Source organism: Flavilitoribacter nigricans DSM 23189 = NBRC 102662 (genome assembly GCF_002646595.1).
Classification (GTDB): Bacteria; Bacteroidota; Bacteroidia; order Chitinophagales; family Saprospiraceae; genus Flavilitoribacter; species Flavilitoribacter nigricans.
Genome location: NZ_PDUD01000069.1, coordinates 1 through 18,891 on the forward strand (window position 1 = coordinate 1; position 18,891 = coordinate 18,891).

Genomic DNA, 18,891 nt, shown 5'->3' on the forward strand with positions numbered 1-18,891 from the left:
CCAGTCGTTGAGATTCGGTAAAATCACTCTTACGCATCTGATAAGTTTTTTGAAAGTTAGATAATTTTGAAATAACTCTCTACTTATTTTTGGTTGCGCGATTTGGGAAGAGCACACTAGGAGTCAGAAGTAACCAGCTATTGGTGGAACCACGTCTATAAAAGAATGTAATGAAGCAAAAGAAGGTCAATTTTTTTTTACAAAAAAAGTAATTAACTCAGCTCTTTCTCCTGCTTCTATTTCTTCTAACATGTATAAGATCTGCCTTTCTTGACCAAATAGGTTCCTTTTTCTAGCTTCATTCAAGATGTTGATGAGGATAACTTTTGCTTTCTTGTTTTCTCCAATTCCAGAATAGAATTGCCCTGTATTTTTTAAAAAACTGATATGTGAAAGAGGAGGTAATCTTCTTGAAATATAAGAGAATGCTCGTCTGTATTCAGAAAAAAGTTCTTTTGCTTTTGGATATTGGTCTGTGTTCATCAAGAATTCAAAGATGCGTTTAATGGTGCTATAATATTCAATAGGCTTATTTTTTACATATAAACTTGCCTCATTTATTAGTTTTTGATGACCTTTAACAGACTGATGCATGATGATTTCTTGTCTTTCAAGTGGAATTAGATCTAATTTAGTAGCACCCTTCTTGCTAGTCAAAAGCAGGGCGTTTTCTCGCATTAACATTATAGACTCGTCATATTCTCCTAACGCTTTCTTTATAACGCCCAAAAACAGGGCAAACTTTACATGCTCTTTTATTAGTTCTTCGGAAACCATATTTAAACTTGATATGATTTCAACTGCTTTACATATATGTTCTAAAGCCAAAGTTAGAGTATATTGATCTTTTCCTTGATCTAAAAGCATCTGTGCTAACAGGGATTGTAGACGAGAGTATTGAAAAGAATTTGAAGCCTTTGGTATAAGCTCAATTGCCTGGGCAATAGAAAGTCCGGCTAAGTAAACAGGATATGGATCTCCTGTTTTTTCGTACAATTTTTTTAGTTTTTTTATCTCAAGAAAAAGAAAAACTTCTATTGTATTGCTGCCACTACTGGCTAGCATATTTAAGTTTACATTATTTAACTTTATAAAACTGCGCGGTTCCATATCGCATGGGCTAATTCTCTATAACAAAAGTGTCATATCCAGCTTTTTTCAAAGCTTCATAACTCCTCCATACAGTCGTAGGAATTTCTTGCGGAATTTGAAAACCTTTTTCTGCATAAATTTTTATTCTTTGTAAATCGCCAACCATAAGATTGATCATTCGATCTAGGGGGACCTCGCTGTTAGGATAGTCCCCAAAACTTAACTCAGGTGCTGAAACGAGCCATTCTATTTCAGGCCATTGTTTTGCTGCTGTTGCGTAGGCCCTACGACACATGTAGGGTTTGGTAACTAAAATTCCTTTTTCAACATTAATCCCATGACTAGCTAAAATAGCTTTACTTTTTGTAACATTATCGCCTGTATTGGTAGCTTCTTCTTCTACTAGAATTTTTTCTCTAGGTACTCCCATTTTTTCAGCAATGTTAGCAAAATGCTTTCCTTCGCTAGTATTCCATATTTTTTTTGTTACTTTTCCAAAGCCTCCGGATGTGATCAATAGAGGAGCATAGCCATCGAGTACTAGTTGAGCAGCATGAATTGCCACTCTCTCATCATGGCTTCCCATAGCCAAGATGAAATCGGCTTCCTCTAAAGCAAAATCAAGGTTGTGGTAGTCCCATAATATTTGAGCATTTTTTAAGATATCTTCTTTTATCTCTCTCATCATAATTAATTAGAATTATAAAAGTCATTTGTTCGAACAAATGACTGTAAGAGTAATCTGCGTTTGTTCTCAGGTATATCTTTTTGGCCATAGCCAAGAGGTTCTCTTCCGTGAAGGACTCGATGCTGATTTAGAATCAGCATCTGCCCCCGTTCCAATAAGAATGTAATTTTGCGTGATTCCAGTATATGAAGCATTTCTCTTAACGCTTTTTGAGTCACTTCGTCAGCTTCCGATGATAAAAGGTTTCCTGTAAATCTATATTTCCAAAGGGAATTGAAATTAAGAACTGGAAAAGGGTTGATATCTTGGCCTATTCCGTTTAGCTCAATTACTACACCATCGCTAAATTTAGACATGCTGAGAATTTGTACATGCTTTGGAGATAACATTTTTTCTATTCCATCAAATGAAGAAACTATAGATCTTCCTCCAAGAGCTGGATCATGTCGTATTGCCAAAAGACAAACAATATCTGGAGGATTAGCTGCATTTACAAAATCTAAATGAAGTGGGCTAATACCAACGCCGCCAGACCTATTGGCCGGGCGTTTTAAATCTACCCCAAGTTTACGCCAATGGCCGGGATGTTTTTTGAAAACGCGAAAAGGAGATCCTAATGTACTTAGCAAATAAGTACAAATAGGTGCAGCATCACTCTCTGAGTACTTATCCAGTAGAAAAGCAAGGTTGATAATAACAAATCCTTGACCTCTTAGAATTCGGTGAAATAAATCGAAAAAGACTTCTAATTCTTTGGACAAAATGCCTGTTTTCTGGATAATCGTTTCGCCATGAAGCCACTCTTTAAAGTCCCAGCTATTCACCCGGAATTGTTTCGAAGTATCGAGTAAATGATCTATAATCGAATGCGATACGTCAATTGTATAGGCCTTTTTATTCTCCATCTTGAAATAGCTTATTACGTAACTTGACAGCTCGCTTATTCGCTCTTTGAGTTAGGTATCCGAATACACCAGCAAAAATTATGAGAAGTAAAAAAAGCCACCAAGAACGTTTATCGATTTGGTCGATTGATTGCTCTGAACCAAAAAGACTTGTTGCAAAACCAAGAATAGTACCGATTATTGTCCATAGAATAGTTTGCATTAGTGTAACATCTCCTCGCAACTCATCAAGTCTTTGTAATAAGGAAATGTTTACTAGGCGAACCGTCAATTCTTCTCGATTTGGCATTTTTACAGGAGCAGAGTGGCGATACTCTCCTATAATTTCTGATGAAAGCTCATCTAAAGAAAGGTTTAGTAATCCAACTTCGGCATCTTCTTTTTTTGGTAAAGAAGAAAAATCTTCAGTATTCTCACTAACTGGAGGTTTACTCTTATTATTTTCTGCCATTTGTATAGACTTGTTCTCTAATTAGCATCAAAACATAGAAATGATGCTAATTAGCACAACGTACATATACATACATATAGTTCCAATTTCGTATTATTTTCCAGTGAGTGTACATAAATTTTTAAGAACACAATCCCCATATAGTGCTTAATTTACCCAAATTTTACTCTTGAGCTGTAATTAAGAGGTAATCATTTATGCTTTTTTCTTAATATTTTACGAATTTTTAACCAGTATTTAACCTATTAAGATTATGTCGTACTAACCTAATTTCCCGCTTTTAAGATTGTCTATCTCTAAGCATATCATTCAAATCCTCAAACGGCAAAAACATCCGACTCTCATCAAACACCGACTTCCCAAAGTCCCCAATAAACTGCTGACTACAGTCCTTCCCAGATCGATTATTATCCAAATAAGTATGAATAGCCGTATACCCTTCTTCTTTGATAAAACCCACAGTCTTCTGATAAGAAGAAAGCGAATGCATCACCACCGAATCTCCAGCCAGGTTATCCGTTTTCATCATAGTGAGCAAGGACAGAAAATCCGTCATCCCTTCAAATATGTTAACCACACCATTCCCACTTTTAAAGCCCCGGATAATGCTGATATCCCGCTTGATCAATGCCGATTTAAAAGGATGATCATCCAAAGCCGCCCGGATCTCATAGCCACCAGATCGGTTTTCCATACCAAAGGCAAAGTATTCCTTCCCATTGACCAGGTTGCGGTAGTGCACTTCTTTGAGATATTTTCTGGCCAGCGATTCCGAGATCATCCGTTTTTGGGTGAGGTATTTGATGATCGCCAGATTTTCAATGTCTTTGGCTTCGATAAACTCCAATTGCCGCGCCTGCGGCTCGGCTGGCTGTTGAAAAGAAAAAAGATCATTACTTGGTGTTCGAATTAATTGTATAGGGTGCTTACCATATAGGTCATCCAAAAACCGTAAAGCATCACTTACGCGAGTATACCCTTCATATCGTAGGATGAAATCGATCACGGTACCGCCGCTATCAGCAAAGTCATTCCAGATCCATTTTCCGCCCAGGTAGGATGTATGGAAAGAAGGTTCTGTTTCCTTCCGGAAAGGAGAGCAATACCAATATTCAAAACCGCCTTTTTGAATACTAACCGGTTGATAACCCAATCGAGAAAGTATATCCGGAAGTGAAAGTTTTTTGGCCTGTTCGCTGTTCATGCTATCCTTTCCTACTGCCGGCAGTTCATCAGTTTGGCCGTTTGTCAGTAGCGGAGGTCAGCCGTTCATACTTTTCCTGGATGGCCTGTAGGCAAAAGGTTTTGAGTTCCATCGATTCATCGATGAGTAGCTTCTTTAGTTCTTTGTGAAAACTTACCGGGATATCCACTGTGGCGCGGGTGGTTTTCTCTTTTTTCGGCTGTGCTATATTCTGATGGATCTGGTGGACAGCGGCCTCCACCTGGTGCTCGTCCGGAGTGGCTTGGTTAATCAGATCTGTAATGCTTCTTTTTTCTCGTTTGGACATTATGCGACCTCCAGTTTTTCGATGAGTTTGGTTTCTATTTCCCGGCAAAAAGCAGTGACTTCCGCTTCTGCTTTTGGATCATCCCACTCCAGGGCAGTCAAACCGTATTTACTGCTCCGCTTGTGGGCCACTCTTTCGTGGATGACCTGTTCCAGTGGTGTGATCCCGTATTTTTCGAACAAGGATAAAGCATCCTTTACTTCATGGCCTTCCCCATTCCAACTGTAGCGGTTGAGGATCAGGAAGGCGGGAATTTCTGTCTTTACCGTTTTCGCGTCCTCGTATCTGCGGAGAAAGCGCTCAAAGCTTTTCAAGTCATCGATGGAAGGTGTCAACGGAATGATCAGGAAGTTGGCCAGTAGAATCATTTTGGTAGTGACCTTTTCCAGTTGGGGTACGCCATCAATGATGATCACCCGGTAGCCATTGCCCTGGTGAGTTTTAATGTCGTTGATCAATCCATCAGTACTGGACATAGGAAACACATCAATTTGCGGCTCGGTACCGGCTTCCCGGCGGGTGCGCCAATCACAGGTCGTCCGCTGCTCGATGTCGGTATCGATGATACAGGTCTTTTCGCCTTGCCGGGCAAAGTAAACGGCCAGGTTCCGGCTAAGAGTAGATTTGCCGACGCCGCCCTTTAGGTTGGTCACTGCTATGATCATGTAGTTTTCTCCTTCGTTACTGGTAGTATAAACTGACGAACTGCCGAACGGAAATACTTTTTGCAGGAGAAACTGAAAAGAGGTTGAAAAAATGATCTCGGTGATTTCGGGCAACACAAGGAAAATGCAAGACTGCCATACTGCGATCAGTCTAAACGGTCAAACTGTAGAAAGGAAAAACTGCTATCAGGTTTACCTTTCTTGGAAAAAAGGATCTGCGGAGTTAATAAAAGCTATGGAAAGCGACAAGCACAATAGGTTTTATTAACGGAGCATACCGATATTGCCCGCCCACCAGGCGGGCCGCGCGCGAAATACGCACAGCATTAATTTGATGATATGGTAAGGAGCAGAGGAGGCCGGCGCTCCTCCGTCCTATACCTGGCTTTAGTCCTCATATTTCCTTTGGATAGCCAAAATATAATCCACTGCCTTTTGTGCTTCCGCTGCGGCTTTGAAGATCAGTTTTTTATCCGCCTTTAGCGCTGATAACCAGCCCTGCAAATAGGCCGCGCTGTTCTCGGTAATCTCATCGTAATTGATGCCTACATGAGCCGCAAGGAAGGAAGCTCCCATTTCCGCCAGCAGTTCTTCTTTGCTATACCCGGCAGAGCCAAACGGGTTTAGGCCCATTACCCCTTCCCGGTCCAGTCTGGATTTGTGGCCAGTGGAATGGCTCAGCTCGTGGAAAAAAGTCACATAGTATTCTTCCGCCGTAGTAAACTGCCGGATATCTGGCATGTTCAGTTTATCGGCTATTGGGTTGTAATAGGCTTTATTAGCATCTTCAAAAACGTATTGCGGGGCGTTGGGTACATTCTTGATAATGGCTTCACATTTGACTATGCGTTCGTGTTCCTGTAATTCTACTTCTGGAATATCAAATTCGATGTCTTCAATGTCGGCAATATTGAACACCTTAAAGCATTTTAGCATCGGAATGATCTGTACCTCTTCGCCCATCCCTTTCAAAGCTTTGGCCTGATCCAAGCTCACATAATTGTCTTCCTGATCCTTGAATAAGGGTTTGAAGAAATAGACCGTTTCGGCTTTAGATCCCTTCCGGATCTTGCCACCCATATTTTTGGCCTGTCTGAAGGTCATGAAATACGGAATTGGGTGTTCTGTTAGGTTCATTAAAATGGCATTTATGCCGGTGTACTGGTGTTTGGTGGCATAATTTCGGGCCAGTCCGTAGCGGTTCCAGGTACAACGCCAGGGGCTAACGCCTTTTTCTAGTAACGTGATCATTTTGTTGGTTACCTCCTGATAGAGGTCTTTTTTAGTGGTGTTTTTCTGCTGTCTCATGGTTTTATCCTTTTTAATAAGTTGATAATGAACGGTTCATAACCGTTCTGCCTTCTCGGCGAGAGATAAAGGGGGAGCAGGCGCAAGGGGAGGGTTAACCTTGCCCGGTTTGCACAAATGAATCTTTGATGAATGCGGAAAATTGGGATACCCTTGCCGCCTGCTGGGGAGTTCGTCCCCTTAGATCTTTAGATCATTCCTTCGTCGGCAAAAGACAGGTAGCCGCCTTCGGGTGACAGGATCAGGTGATCCAGTACGAGAATGTCAAGCAGTTCGCCGGCTTTGACCAGTTTGTTAGTCAGGGCGATATCGGCCTGGGATGCGCGAAGCTGGCCCGATGGGTGATTATGCGCTAAGATCAGGCTGCTGGCCCTGCATTTTAATGCGGCGGCAAAAATGATCTTGGCATCTACTACCGTACCGGCTACGCCGCCCTGTGATACAGGATAACGGCCCATTACCCGGCTCGCTCGATCCAGCAACAGGATGAAAAATTCTTCATACAGGTTAATGGTCCCTTCGTCCCAATTGGCGGCCAGTATTTCGTAAGCATCAAAAGAGCTTTTGACTTGTGGCCGGTCGGCTGCTTTTACCTTGTTGTAGTACACCATCTTTACTTCGGTGACCTGAGTAGGGATCTTGTAAGTCATGTTCGTAATTTTTACGGATTGTTAATTAGGAAACTCCCTTCATTCGGGAGCGGAGGTGATACCTCGTGGGCAGTTTTTCTTTTGCTGCCGGATACGTAATTGAGGTTGCCTCCCTTTTGCAAGGCAGCATCACGAACAGCCGGAGACGGTGTCAAGGAAGGAGGAGTTATTTTTATTGCAGAGAAAAATCAGTCCGGAAAGTTTACGGTCCTTTACTCCGATGGAGGCAGGGCGTATCTTGCCGAAGCAAAAAAAGGGAGGAAAAACGCAATTACAGGCGGGAAAAGGGAAACAGGCAAGGCGTGAGGTAGCACTGTAGCTCACATCTCACTTTGCCGATTGTTCCTGGGTGCCTGAGCTGGCGGCGAGTTTTTGAGAAAACCGTGACAGCTTAGGGGAATATGAGGGAAAGTGAACAGCGTCCCGGAAATGGAGCATTGAATTAAAGCCCCGGATATAGTATATTTGTTAAGCTATACTGTATAATATTATGACTGTAGAATCACTAAAGGCGGAAAGTTTGAAGTTGGATAAGGCAGGCCGGAAAGAGCTGGCCTACTTCCTGCTGGAGAGTATCATCGAAACCGATGAAGACTTTGCCCTGGAGCTTTCGCCCGAACAACAGGCCGAACTGGAACGACGTATGGAGGCTTTTGAGAAGGGCGAAATGACCTTCACTCCTGCTAAAGAAGTCCTCAGCCGAATCCGCGGGAAGCATGGCCTGCAACATTGAAATATCGGCGGAAGCCGAAAATGACCTGGACGAGGTTGTTACCTACTACCTGGAGCAAGAGACTCCTACAACGGCGATGCGCTTTTTGGATCTCTACGAACAGATCGAGGAAGCTATTGCCGATCGACCATTATCTTTTCCCATCATCCATCCGTCCGGACTTCGCCGGGCACGATTTTATTCTACCTTCAAATGTTCGGTGCTGTTTGTACTTAAAGTGGATACCGCCTACATCATTTCGGTCTTTATGGAACGCCGGAATCCGGAAGATTGGGAAGGGCGAATAGCGTAAGAAAACTCATTTCTCTTTTCAAAAGCGAAAGCGCGTCAGCGCCAAAATTTTTTTGTGAGCGATAGCGAACTCCTTATTGCTACAACACTTCTTGTGAACAAAATCCCATTGTGTAATGGACTTATCCACCCCGCTCGCTTGCGTCAGCGTTATGGGGCGCACGCTTCGCGAGCAGCATGTATAAGTCCTGGAGAATAAAATTTCCCCCTTTTTATGTATAAGAAGGAGATCTACCGCAAACCCGCAGAAATCTCCGAAAGCATGCGACAGTTTCTGGCGCGGGTGCGACAAGATGTGGCGCAGATCCGACAAAAAAGTATTGACTTATTGTCGCTATTCAGCCAAGGTGTTGTCAGTTAGTTGCCAAAAAAGAGTTCGAATTATGTCGGAAAAAAGTCAAAATAACCCCGCAATCATTGGAAAAAAACAAGGGGTCCCCATCTATAAAGTGAATCCGAGCGTACCCGATCCGAATTGTATTAGCAAGAAAAAAAAGGTGCATTACGGAGATGAGCAGAGAGGCTTTATCGTTGATTCTGGGTCCGGAGAAATAATATCGGTAGGAGGTGCTGGATTCTATGAGTTTGAAGAAGTGGATAATACGAAATTTGTAAAGCTATTCCTCGCTGGGGTAAAGCAGGCTGCTGGCCTGAGTAAATCTGGTCTTACGTTATTTGAAATCGTCTACCGCGAGCTTCAGGAGAAACCAGGTGAGGATAAGGTTATGTTGAGTTACTACACGGCGTCGGAACATGCTCCAGGGATGACTACGCGGACTTATCAGCGAGGTTTACGGGAACTTCTGAATAAGGAATTCCTATTCCGTAGTCCGTCTGATGGTGTTTTTTTTGTCAATATCAGGTTTATGTTTAATGGGGATCGATTGGCTTTTGTGAAGGGGTATAGGCGAAAGGGAGCAGCTGTGCAGGCGGAGTTAGATTTGGATGCTGCCGTAATTCAAAACAATAATACTATTAAAAATACACCTCCCCAGTAAACATCTATGATTGAAAACTTAATAATGTTAGATCAGAAATACTTATATTACATGCATTAGGTTTTATTTTATCTACAGGCCTATTTTACTCAATAGAAAACATTAGATGGAGTGTAGATCATTGGAGTTGAATTTATGAGGTTTAGTTTTTGGATTCCGTAAAGCTTCTGTTTTCTATCTTTTAAATTTCACCATTTTTTCAGTTTGTAGTTTTGGCCTAAAGCATTGCCATAACAGCATTCTATAATATAAGATTTATGAAAAGAAAAACCTTTATAACTCTTGTACTTACAACTCCTATAGCTGGTTATCTTATTTACAAATTCCGAGAGAATGCTGAATTTATTAGAAATGTGGATGAGAATTTAGAGCCAAATGATATTTTTGAATTAGGGTTCCTTGATTATGTTAATGCATTTACTTTAAGAAGTATCTCCAAAGAAGGATTAGAAAAACAAACTAATAATTTCCTGCGAACACAGTTTTTGAGTCTTCCAGGTGAAAACTCAAATATAAGTCCAAACTGGGAGAGTAACTATCTTGAGAATTTAGATTATATTCCTTACAGAGATGGAGTTCCATTAACAGCAAAACAAATAGAAGAACTTGTTAATAACAAAACAGTTCAAGAAGAATTCTATAAATATCTTAATGATGTAACTACCTATACTTCTTATGGATTAGGAATTTTAAGTACAATTACAAAGAATCCCTATGTAACCGTTGCTAGTCTCCTTACCTCTACAGCATCGTTCAAGACATCAGAATGGGAAAAAGAGGAGTTTTTGAAATATGAAATGGAAAAAATGCTGCGGACCCTAGCATTGGCTGAAAGAAATAATAATTTATTTTACCAAATACAAAAAAGATCAAAAGAACTACTGGTTTCTAATAATGTATCTCAGGAGAAAATCTCGGAAACCAAAGAGGAAATTCTTTCTATTAACTTTCCAGGTAATTACATGACTGCTTTTTCCGATAAACTTAAAGACTTGATAATCAATCAAAATTTTGAGTTAGGGAAGACATTAAATGAGATAGAAAAAATTGAGTTCTATGAGCAGTGTATGAAAGCACAAACTGAGATGACCAAAAAACTCAGTGCGGCTAGAAAAGAAACAATGCTTGAGCTTAGAGATGAAGCAATGCTATTTAAAAGTTTGGAACCAGTTGTCTCTTCATTTGTGAATAGCATTTTTGAGTCCAAGCATGCGCAAGTTGTTAATGCATTCGTGGGTACAGGGTTTGAAGTAAATAATCTGCTAGCAGTAGGAGCGTTAGGACCTGCTGGATGGACGGCGGTTGGAATTGGTTTAGCCACAAGATTATTTAGTATTGGGGCAGGAGGTTCTAATGCTGTAACAGAATTGATAGTAAAGGGTATAACTGAGATATTGAATCAGTTAGAAGCTATTAAAGGCTCTTTGAGATTGATTCAGAACAATCAATACGAAATTCTTGAAGAGATTCGAAAACTTTATGAAGAAGTTTTGATAAATAGAGAAGTCATAACTATAAACATTCGAAAAATAAATGATTTTGCCCGATTCGAACACAAATCGAAAATTTACAGTGTTCGAGAAACTGTTGTAGACAAACTATACAGATCTCCTAACAATGCGTTGGAACGCTTGCATTCAGATAATGACATAGAACAACTTAGTGACTTTCAGTTGTTTTCGTATAAAGAGAATATTGACAAATTAACTGAATTGGCACTTGAAAGCCTAAATAACACTGAATTTACTAGCTCAAATACTGAATCTCTTGACGGAACTCTTCTGCGAAACTCCATCTATAATTATTGGGAATTAGAATACGTAAAGGCATCATATAATGGGTCAAAGTATTATCCAAATCTTTATAATAAAATAGGTCTGTTACAAGATACCTATTATTTTCCTACTCCCAAAAATTTAGGAAGCTACGAAAGCATTATAAATCCCGAAGCCTTTTATAATGTTGTCGATTCTATTATTTCTTGGAAAATTCTATTTAAAGATTCTCAAAATAATGATAATACTAGATTGGTACAATTAGAGAATAAAGCAAAAGCGGCAAAAGAATCAATGCTTTTCTTTTTAGAGGATCAGAAATTTGAAGAGAAAATTAAACTCCTGACCGAAAATATTGACAAACTCCTTTTTGAAATACGGGCTAAGTTAGATAAGGTTTTCAATGACTTAGAATGGAATTCTAAAGACTTAAAAAGAAAATCTAGAGGTTGGAGTGAGTTAAAAGATGATGGATTCAAAATAGCACCAAAGGGATTGCCTTGCTACGCTTATTTCTTATCGAAATCGAATAAATTGAAATTTAAGGATACTCTTTTCTCATACGAAGAAAATGCAACTTTATCAAATGACTGGAATAAGGGGGTTATTATAACCGATGTTGGGAAAGTGTTGAAATTGAACGTGATGCAGAATATCGATGAATATCCTAGATTGGGTATATTCTATTTCATTATACTTCATTTCTATGGATTGATAGAAGAAAAATGGGTAGATAAATCAAAGGTTTTTAATAACATTAAACAAAATTACTCTAAAAATGAAGTTATTCATTCTCACATAAGAGAAATAAAATTTAATCGAGGCTTTTTTGCTGGACTTAAATTATATTACGTGACTAAAATCATGGCCGTTTTTCCTCCAGATGCATTTGTTACAGATTATGGAGTTAGTTCTCGAATTGGAGATGGTGATTTGATTTTTAGACACGTCTTTCCTAAGACCAAGATGAGAATTCGTGATGGTTGGGATTTTTTTAGTAGCCAATCGGATCTAACTGCAAAAAGTTGGAAAGATCGGGTTTCCGACTTTTTGACACAAAAAGGTGTTTCTGAGAAGGATATAGGCATTGATTTAGAAAATATCAATATATTGGAATTCCTTGAGTTCTTTGTGAATGATTACATTAACGAGCAAAGATTAATCCTGTTGAAAGAGTTCAAAAGGTCTCTATTTAGTAATAATAGCGGACAATCGATTTTCTCATATTTCAATGGTCTAGGAGCAAGCCTAATTTTTCAATATACTTTCCGGAATTCGATTTTAGCTGGTAGGCCAGAGTGTATGCTCTCATATAATGATATGGTTGTAAACGACTTAGATGTTTATCAACTAATAGAATATATTCTTTTAGATAGAGATTCAAAGAATGTCGAAAGGATTAAGAAATATAAGGAAAATAAATATCCTGAATTGAAAAAACTGACAGCCGGATCTAAGTATTTACCTTTAAGTGAAGATAATACAGTCGATTTTATTATTATTTCTTTGAAAGAATCTTTATTAAAAACATTGGAAGTTTTTAGGGGGCAAAAAATAGAAGATATTGAAAAGCCTTCAATATACTGGTTAGATAGAGCGATTGAAAAGCTAGAGTGGTACAAGAACTTGAAGTGATGTAATTAAGGATTAAGTACCTCATATGCTTACCGTAAGGTGAAAATTGGAGGCGAGGTATTTTGCGGCAGTTGAGGTAAGTTAAAAATCCTTTGGAATGAAACTTAACAAAAATCGCTTCTGAATGATTTAAATGTCAATTTCAAATCCTTCAGCCTTTCCATCCCGATCCTTACCTTTCGTGGGCCGGGGAATTCCACTTTTCCCAAAACTCTTCAACTTGGATATCGTTTTTGAACGAGTCCTTTCTCTTTCCAATATTGATTCTTTACTTCCAGCGATGAAGCCCTCAACATAGGGCGTATCGGCGCTCGCAACGCTTTCTAAAAGCAATTGGGCCAGATCTGGTTGATATTTTTCGATAATGTAGCCGGCATTAAAGCCATCAACTACCTTCTTTTCAAAATCTGACATAGCAAATTATTTTGGACTATTTTCAATGAAATCCAAAAGGGATTGTCGACGATATACAATTATTTTTCTCTCGCCGATCCTTCGGTAATCAAATTTTCCTTCATCCCGCAATTTCAAAAATGTTGCATCTGATCGGATATGAACGATCCTTTTTGCATCATCTTTATTTACCCAAGGATCCAACGAACTATAAACTTGATCCTTAAACCTGTCAGCCACCTTGTCGACTAAAGCGTCGAAGGCCTCAAAGCCTAAGCAAATAACATTTATTTTTGATTCAAAATCCGACATGAGAAGGGTGTGAAGGTTTGTATCACATCCAAATATATAAATAAAAGATAAAATAAGGGAGAGTTACAAGGTGCTTTGACTGACAAGCTTGAAAAACGTACCTATTGTAATTTGCCGGTACCGACCTGTCAGAGCATGACTGAATTTTTTATCAGCCTCAGGGATATCGTATTTACAATAGAATTGACTAATGGCATGAAAATAAGACCTGCCACTTTCTCCAAACTCATTTGCTAATGCGCAGGCTAACCGGAACCAATCCGGCTCCTCAGTGGTAATATCAATTTGCCGTTCCACGATTTGCTGGATTAGGGCCTCCACCTTTTCCTGTGTACCAATTACATGTCGACTTGGAGAAAAATGTACGCTATGCCTTGGGGTCTTTTGGGGCTGAGGTCTACCCCATTTCCGATAAGGAATAGCATCATGCCGAAATAGAGGTTCCGGATCATAGGAATAGCCGCGTAACGAAGCCACATTTTGCGGTGCTAGGTCAATCGTGATGCCATAATTTAATAGGTCATGATAAATAGCCTGAAAATGCTGTTTGTGGCGTTTAGGGCAAGCTATGGGGATGATCAGAAAGAAACCCTTGCCAGAGACAGATAGCCCAGCAAAAGCCACATTCCGGATCTTGAAAAGCTCCTGTTTGAGGTCCATGAAATTGGCAATATTCTCATTGCCCTTTGGGTCGATATCGATACAGATCAGACCGGAATGCTTGACCAGGTTCTCTTCTTTGCGTGATGGGGCGAAAATACCGCTTACGGTAATCGCCGGTAAGGTGGCTTTTATCCTGTCTCGCTCGGCTTTGTCGTCCAACTGCCTTAGTTCCTTTACCTGATCAGCATATTTGTCTGAAGTCAACCAGGTGAGTAGGTTGACATTGTCTGGCTTCCTGCCTTCATAGGATCTGAAGCAACTGACCTCTATATCAAGCACTGATCTTTTCATAGATAAGAATGTTTTTGAGAGAAATGATCCGGCGTGAAAGTGCACAAGATGCACAAGATCGCACAAGATCGATTTTAGGCGATCTTGTGCACTTTAAAGATTTGAAATTCAGTAGATTACTCTGAAGTGCACAAAATGCACAACTTAATTTTGGTAAACTTTTTAAAAATCGACCTCGCCTTGTTCTTTGCTACTGCCTGGAGGCGTTGGCTGCCGTCCGCTATATACATCAGCTTCATCAGCGTAGATGATGCCGTACACCCAGGAACGGTGGTTGTTCCGCTGCTTCTGGTAGCGGGGAAAACCAGCTTTGCGCAGTGCCTCCCCTAATTTCTTTTGGGAAAGCTTAATGGATACTTTGTCCTGCAGGTGTACCAGGATCTCGGCGTTGGTAAGATCTGCTTCCGGAAGTTCTTCTTTATCCGGAGGGCGCATATAAGTGACCAGGACTTCGTATTCGTTCGACTGCACTTCGAATTGCTCATTGTATTCAGCTAGTTCTACCTGATCTTCTTTCTCCAGCCAATAGATGAACCCTTCTTTGAATTGCCGGTAGGCCTGTGACCAGACCATATCGATGTTTATTCGTTGCGTCGTATCAATATCGATCTTATTTACTTCAAAAGGCAGGAATCGCCGGTTGCCGGTCGGATCATGTAGGAACTGTGCTTCATTACTGGAAGCAATAAATGAGCAGATCTTGGGTAACTCCTCCGCATAACGCGCATAAGAGCGGCGGACCTTTACCGTATTTTTGGTCAGTAATCCTTTAAACTCGTTGATCTTCCGGGAAGTGATCCCGGCGAAGTAGTCATCGAGATTGAAAAGAAAATTACAGGACGTAGCCAGCATCGAATCCTTGTTGTCCGGATCGAGCGAGCCTTCGACATAGTAGGCAGCAAGCGCTGGAGGACATAGATTACTTATCCAGGTCGACTTGAAAGTACCTTGTGGACCGGCCAAAATAAAGCAAAGCTGGTTCGCACAACGGTCTTCGATGAAGGCATTGGCTACAGCACCAACCAGCCATTTCTCAAAATATTTACGGAACATAGCTTCCCTTTGGGGAGCCATGGTTGGATCACCAGCAAGTTCTACAGTGGCGCAAAGTTCGCCGACGGGATCTCCTGTCGGGCTTGGAAGGTTTTTGAAGTATTCTTGGATGGGATTGACCGAGGGGGAGAAGTCGCTTTCCAGCAACTCCCCCACTCTGGTCTTACTAGCTTGGGTTATGCCCTTATTTTTAAGACGGCGGACGATGGTGTGCAAAGTGAAATCATCGATCCGCTTCCATTGCTGTTTAGCCCCTTTGAATTTTACCTCCGGAAAGCGGGTAATGGTATTGAAGCGGAATTCAGCCAACGCGTTCAGTGCGGCTTCCAATTGTCGAAGCTTGCTGTCGCCATTTAGATCTGTTCCTTCCGCAATTTGTACTCGCTTTTTTGCATGGTTTTTCTTATCTTTGGACATACTTTTTATTTGAATTATTTCGAATTAAAGGGGCCGGAGGTGCTAGCTTCAGCCCCTTTTTTTATTGATCCGGTATTTATTCCGGTAATCCAGTAATTCGCCTCGGCTATAGCGCCGTTCTTTCAGGTGGTAATAGACCGTAAAATGGCCTTCATCGGTCAATACTTTTAAGACCTTCGAGCAGACGCCTAGAATCCGGCAAGCTCTACCGGTACTCACCAGGTCATCCTCGCCAAAGACCCTTTGTAACTCCTCACAAACTGATTGGAAGGCAGTACGAAACAGGTTTCTGATCATCTCTTCCAGATCTGCCGTTGAGATCGTTTGCAGAATAATTTCATTTTTCATGATTCTTTAAGTTTTGCTTATCTCCAACAGATGATTGCAAGTTGACTTCTTCTCTTTCGAGCTCGTTTAAGACCAGTTCAAGTACATATTCACTGGCAGTTTTGCCCTTCGACTTGGCCAGCGCCTGGAAAGCTTGCTTGATCTCTTCCGGCACCCGGGCGTGAAGGAAAGCATCGCGTTTAAAGAAGGTCTTTCCTATGATCATCTGATTGAAAATAAAGTGTGAAAAAATTGGTGAAACAAATGTTGTTACGCAAACTTAAAGAATAAATACTTATATAAAGTCCGTTGTTTTTCAGTGTATTACGTGAGGCGCTGTCTTCATTTCAGTTCATTTGACTTCATTTGACTTCAGCATGAAAAAAGCCGCAATTCATTTGACTTCATTAGGGTTCAAATGGTCCTCGAGTTTAAGTCCTGCAAAATTTAAAACTTTAACACTTTTTAACACTTTGGAGTCTAAAATCCTTGATAATCGATGGATTTTACTTCAGTCTGCAAAAGCTTTTTTCGAATTTGCTGGACATTTTCGAGGCGTTTCCGATTCTCTTCAATTGAAGTCAAAGTGGATCTATGAGAAGGTTTTCCTTTTTTACGGCGCTTAATATCCTTCTGCACGGACGAATAGTAGCGGTCTCGAAATCGCGCTTCCAGTCGGTTGAGGTTGCGGCGTAAAAAAGGGTCATTCGGGTCCAAATGCACCCCATAAAAGGTGGCACTTATAAGGTCTGCCCGTTCAATGACGGGCTGAACCCGTTTCCCTCCGGCAAGGATTCAGCTTTTCGATCACTTTCCAGGCTTTTGGGATGGTCCTCTAGTTTTGGGGCCTCTTCTGGATTTGAAGTATGATCCGGACCAGGTAGAACCGGTTTTTTACCATCATATAGATCATCCATGAACTGATCAAAGTCGGCTCTGGCAACATAGAAGTTGTGTAGCTCCTGCCACTGGTCCTTGTTCTGATACAACTGCATTTGAGTGGCAAACATGGTTTCCTTCAGAATCATGATCTCAATGACCCAACCAATGAGCATGAGCGTTGAAACGGATACGGTCCAGGATAAACCGTAGGGCGACATTACCAGCCAGGCTTCCCAAAGGGATAATCCCAAAAGGGTCGTAGCTGCAATGATGCCCATTGAAAAGCGGCTTTGTATCCTGGCCGGATTCAATTGGAAAAAGAAAACCAGCGTTCCACGACCGGCCTGTATAGCTAAAGGAACCAGAAAGGCAGCGACCTTAAAGCCGATATGTGGAGAATTCTGGGAATGGAAGATCCCCATGATGAAGGCCGAGATCAGGTAGGTGCCGATCAAGAGCCCAAAAGAGAGCTTCGGTAAAATTCGGCGTAGCTGTTTAACAGCCCTTTCGAAATCCTGATTAACAAGAGTGTTTTGCATGGTTACAGAGTTTATATGATTGAATTAATGGATATCCATTTTCCGGTTGCGGATCTCGAGGGCGATCCGCTCGGCATTTTCTTCTGCATCGATGCCGATATAAGTTCGTAGCTGTGTTTCGGTTGCATGGCCTGTCATGGGCATGATCTGAGCGAGCGTGTAGCCCATTTTGTACAGATTAGTGGCAAAACTTCTTCTACAGGTATGGGTGGAAATGAGCTCATACTTTGGAACAAAGCGTTTCTCAATTCTGGCTTTCCGCCCCATGTATTGTTCGACGACCAGCATCTGATCATCAAATCCTGCATTCTGGCAAAGTGATTTTAGCCCTTCGTTAAGCTTTTGCATGGATAGGGTGGGAGCAGTGTAATTGTATTCCTCAAGGATTGGAAGGAGCCAGGGAAAGATATTCAGTGGGATCTTTGCCGGAATATCTGTTTTCTGGGCGATCACTGATAAAATTGGTACTCCGTTCATGGTGCGGTAGAAATGGGCCGGAGTATATCGAGAGTAATCACTGAAGCGTTGTCCAGTGCCGGCACCAATTAGGAAAAGATCCCGAACCTTCTTGTAGTAACCGCCGAGTTTAAGATCAGCCAGTGTTTGAAGCTCTTCCAGGCTCAAAGTGACTGGTGTACTTACCGCTTTTTTCTTACTGACCAACCATCCGGAGCCTTGATATTTCACATTGCTGTGAAGCTTCTTTCGACGGGCACGCTCCATGAACTGGCGTAATATGCTTAGGGTCTTATTGCCGTAGCCGACTTGCACTTTGCGAGTTGCCAGCCAGTCGATCAGCTGCAGGCGAAAATTCCAGTCAATATCTTCGAAGGTAAATTCTCCTTGTTCTCGTGAGAAGTTTCTCAGAATTTCAGCGTGAAGCTTAAAGGGTTGGAAGGAGCTTCTACGCATCCCTTGCTGTTGCATTTCTTCCAGCTCCTGCTCAATGAACTCAAAGAAGGATAGTTGTGGAAGTTGATCTACCGGTTCAGTTCGACCAGATTTGAGGTCTAGCTTATCTTTGAAGCTTTGGACGGTAATGCGGCCATATCCGGACTCAATGTAGATGGCTTTGCAATATGCCTCAAAGTCGTCAAGTTGACGGCGAATGGCCCACAGATCTGGCCTACGTTCTTTTTCTATTGGCCTTTGTGCCTTGAAGTTCCATTCCTTAGGATGGATGGCTAGACCAGTAGAATACAATACTTTTTGTCCACGGTACCGGAATACCAAAAAAATTAGGGACTCCGAAGTAGCATTCGGAGATTTTAAATTGAAGCGAGGCTTTGGTAATTTTGCCATAATTTTGATT

The 18,891-nt window shown here is 41.1% G+C and carries 22 protein-coding genes; 5 read left to right on the top strand and 17 right to left on the bottom strand.

The genetic code is table 11. From position 1 onward, the window contains the following. Positions 1–186: 186 nt before the first annotated feature. From CRP01_RS39610 to CRP01_RS39650, 9 genes are all read right to left on the bottom strand, one after another. Complete coding sequence (locus CRP01_RS39610; protein ID WP_143473744.1) at positions 187–1,110, bottom strand: hypothetical protein; 924 nt, start codon at positions 1,108–1,110, stop codon at positions 187–189. Positions 1,111–1,120: 10 nt separating this feature from the next. Next, positions 1,121–1,780 (bottom strand): YdcF family protein, encoded by a 660-nt coding sequence (locus tag CRP01_RS39615; protein WP_222845939.1) that lies wholly within the window; start codon positions 1,778–1,780, stop codon positions 1,121–1,123. Positions 1,781–1,782: 2 nt separating this feature from the next. After that, positions 1,783–2,685: a Fe(II)-2OG oxygenase family protein gene (locus CRP01_RS39620; RefSeq protein ID WP_099155652.1), complete on the bottom strand. Its 903-nt coding sequence runs from the start codon at positions 2,683–2,685 to the stop codon at positions 1,783–1,785. Continuing rightward, positions 2,675–3,136, bottom strand: a complete 462-nt coding sequence (locus CRP01_RS39625) for a hypothetical protein (protein ID WP_099155653.1) — start codon at positions 3,134–3,136, stop codon at positions 2,675–2,677. The genes CRP01_RS39620 and CRP01_RS39625 overlap by 11 nt, the downstream gene beginning before the upstream one ends. A gap of 280 nt (positions 3,137–3,416) precedes the next feature. Continuing rightward, complete coding sequence (locus CRP01_RS39630) at positions 3,417–4,340, bottom strand: toprim domain-containing protein (RefSeq protein WP_099155654.1); 924 nt, start codon at positions 4,338–4,340, stop codon at positions 3,417–3,419. Positions 4,341–4,368: 28 nt separating this feature from the next. After that, positions 4,369–4,647 carry a hypothetical protein gene (locus CRP01_RS39635; RefSeq protein ID WP_099155655.1) on the bottom strand — a complete coding sequence of 93 codons (279 nt, stop codon included), beginning with the start codon at positions 4,645–4,647 and terminating at the stop codon, positions 4,369–4,371. Further along, complete coding sequence (locus CRP01_RS39640) at positions 4,647–5,312, bottom strand: AAA family ATPase (RefSeq protein ID WP_143473745.1); 666 nt, start codon at positions 5,310–5,312, stop codon at positions 4,647–4,649. Before CRP01_RS39640 ends, CRP01_RS39635 begins: the two co-directional genes overlap by 1 nt. Positions 5,313–5,699: 387 nt before the next feature. Then, on the bottom strand, positions 5,700–6,620 hold the full coding sequence (locus CRP01_RS39645; RefSeq protein WP_099155657.1) for an ArdC family protein: 921 nt from the start codon (positions 6,618–6,620) through the stop codon (positions 5,700–5,702). 188 nt (positions 6,621–6,808) lie between these two features. Further along, positions 6,809–7,270 carry a JAB domain-containing protein gene (locus CRP01_RS39650; RefSeq protein ID WP_099155658.1) on the bottom strand — a complete coding sequence of 154 codons (462 nt, stop codon included), beginning with the start codon at positions 7,268–7,270 and terminating at the stop codon, positions 6,809–6,811. Between the two features lie 490 nt (positions 7,271–7,760). On the opposite strand from CRP01_RS39650, the gene CRP01_RS39655 reads away from it, so the two are divergent. From CRP01_RS39655 to CRP01_RS39670, 5 genes are all read left to right on the top strand, one after another. Beyond that, the gene (locus CRP01_RS39655) at positions 7,761–8,003 is read left to right on the top strand and encodes an addiction module protein (protein WP_099155659.1); all 243 of its coding nucleotides are present in this window, start codon (positions 7,761–7,763) and stop codon (positions 8,001–8,003) included. Next, a complete protein-coding gene (locus tag CRP01_RS39660) occupies positions 7,987–8,295 on the top strand; it encodes a type II toxin-antitoxin system RelE/ParE family toxin (RefSeq protein ID WP_099155660.1) in 309 nt (102 codons plus the stop codon). Before CRP01_RS39655 ends, CRP01_RS39660 begins: the two co-directional genes overlap by 17 nt. Before the next feature lie 213 nt (positions 8,296–8,508). Further along, the gene (locus CRP01_RS42625; protein ID WP_170110743.1) at positions 8,509–8,655 is read left to right on the top strand and encodes a hypothetical protein; all 147 of its coding nucleotides are present in this window, start codon (positions 8,509–8,511) and stop codon (positions 8,653–8,655) included. A 22-nt stretch (positions 8,656–8,677) separates the two neighbouring features. Continuing rightward, the gene (locus tag CRP01_RS39665; protein WP_099155661.1) at positions 8,678–9,292 is read left to right on the top strand and encodes a hypothetical protein; all 615 of its coding nucleotides are present in this window, start codon (positions 8,678–8,680) and stop codon (positions 9,290–9,292) included. A gap of 257 nt (positions 9,293–9,549) precedes the next feature. Continuing rightward, positions 9,550–12,702 carry a hypothetical protein gene (locus tag CRP01_RS39670; RefSeq protein ID WP_099155662.1) on the top strand — a complete coding sequence of 1,051 codons (3,153 nt, stop codon included), beginning with the start codon at positions 9,550–9,552 and terminating at the stop codon, positions 12,700–12,702. Positions 12,703–12,831: 129 nt separating this feature from the next. Here the strand turns inward: CRP01_RS39670 and CRP01_RS39675 are convergent, their stop codons facing one another. The 8 genes from CRP01_RS39675 to CRP01_RS39710 all read right to left on the bottom strand — a co-directional run bounded on the left by CRP01_RS39675 (position 12,832) and on the right by CRP01_RS39710 (position 18,881). Beyond that, positions 12,832–13,116, bottom strand: a complete 285-nt coding sequence (locus tag CRP01_RS39675; protein ID WP_099155663.1) for a hypothetical protein — start codon at positions 13,114–13,116, stop codon at positions 12,832–12,834. 6 nt (positions 13,117–13,122) lie between these two features. After that, positions 13,123–13,407, bottom strand: a complete 285-nt coding sequence (locus tag CRP01_RS39680; RefSeq protein WP_099155664.1) for a hypothetical protein — start codon at positions 13,405–13,407, stop codon at positions 13,123–13,125. Between the two features lie 63 nt (positions 13,408–13,470). Further along, complete coding sequence (locus CRP01_RS39685; protein WP_099155665.1) at positions 13,471–14,361, bottom strand: BT4734/BF3469 family protein; 891 nt, start codon at positions 14,359–14,361, stop codon at positions 13,471–13,473. Between the two features lie 162 nt (positions 14,362–14,523). Then, a complete protein-coding gene (locus CRP01_RS39690; protein ID WP_099155666.1) occupies positions 14,524–15,831 on the bottom strand; it encodes a VapE domain-containing protein in 1,308 nt (435 codons plus the stop codon). 48 nt (positions 15,832–15,879) lie between these two features. Beyond that, positions 15,880–16,179: a hypothetical protein gene (locus CRP01_RS39695; RefSeq protein ID WP_099155667.1), complete on the bottom strand. Its 300-nt coding sequence runs from the start codon at positions 16,177–16,179 to the stop codon at positions 15,880–15,882. Continuing rightward, entirely contained in the window at positions 16,169–16,384 is a 216-nt protein-coding gene (locus CRP01_RS39700) for a ribbon-helix-helix domain-containing protein (RefSeq protein WP_099155668.1), read from the bottom strand. The genes CRP01_RS39695 and CRP01_RS39700 overlap by 11 nt, the downstream gene beginning before the upstream one ends. Positions 16,385–16,898: 514 nt before the next feature. After that, on the bottom strand, positions 16,899–17,579 hold the full coding sequence (locus CRP01_RS39705; protein WP_099155669.1) for a hypothetical protein: 681 nt from the start codon (positions 17,577–17,579) through the stop codon (positions 16,899–16,901). 24 nt (positions 17,580–17,603) lie between these two features. Next, entirely contained in the window at positions 17,604–18,881 is a 1,278-nt protein-coding gene (locus CRP01_RS39710; protein WP_099155670.1) for a phage integrase SAM-like domain-containing protein, read from the bottom strand. Positions 18,882–18,891: the final 10 nt, after the last annotated feature.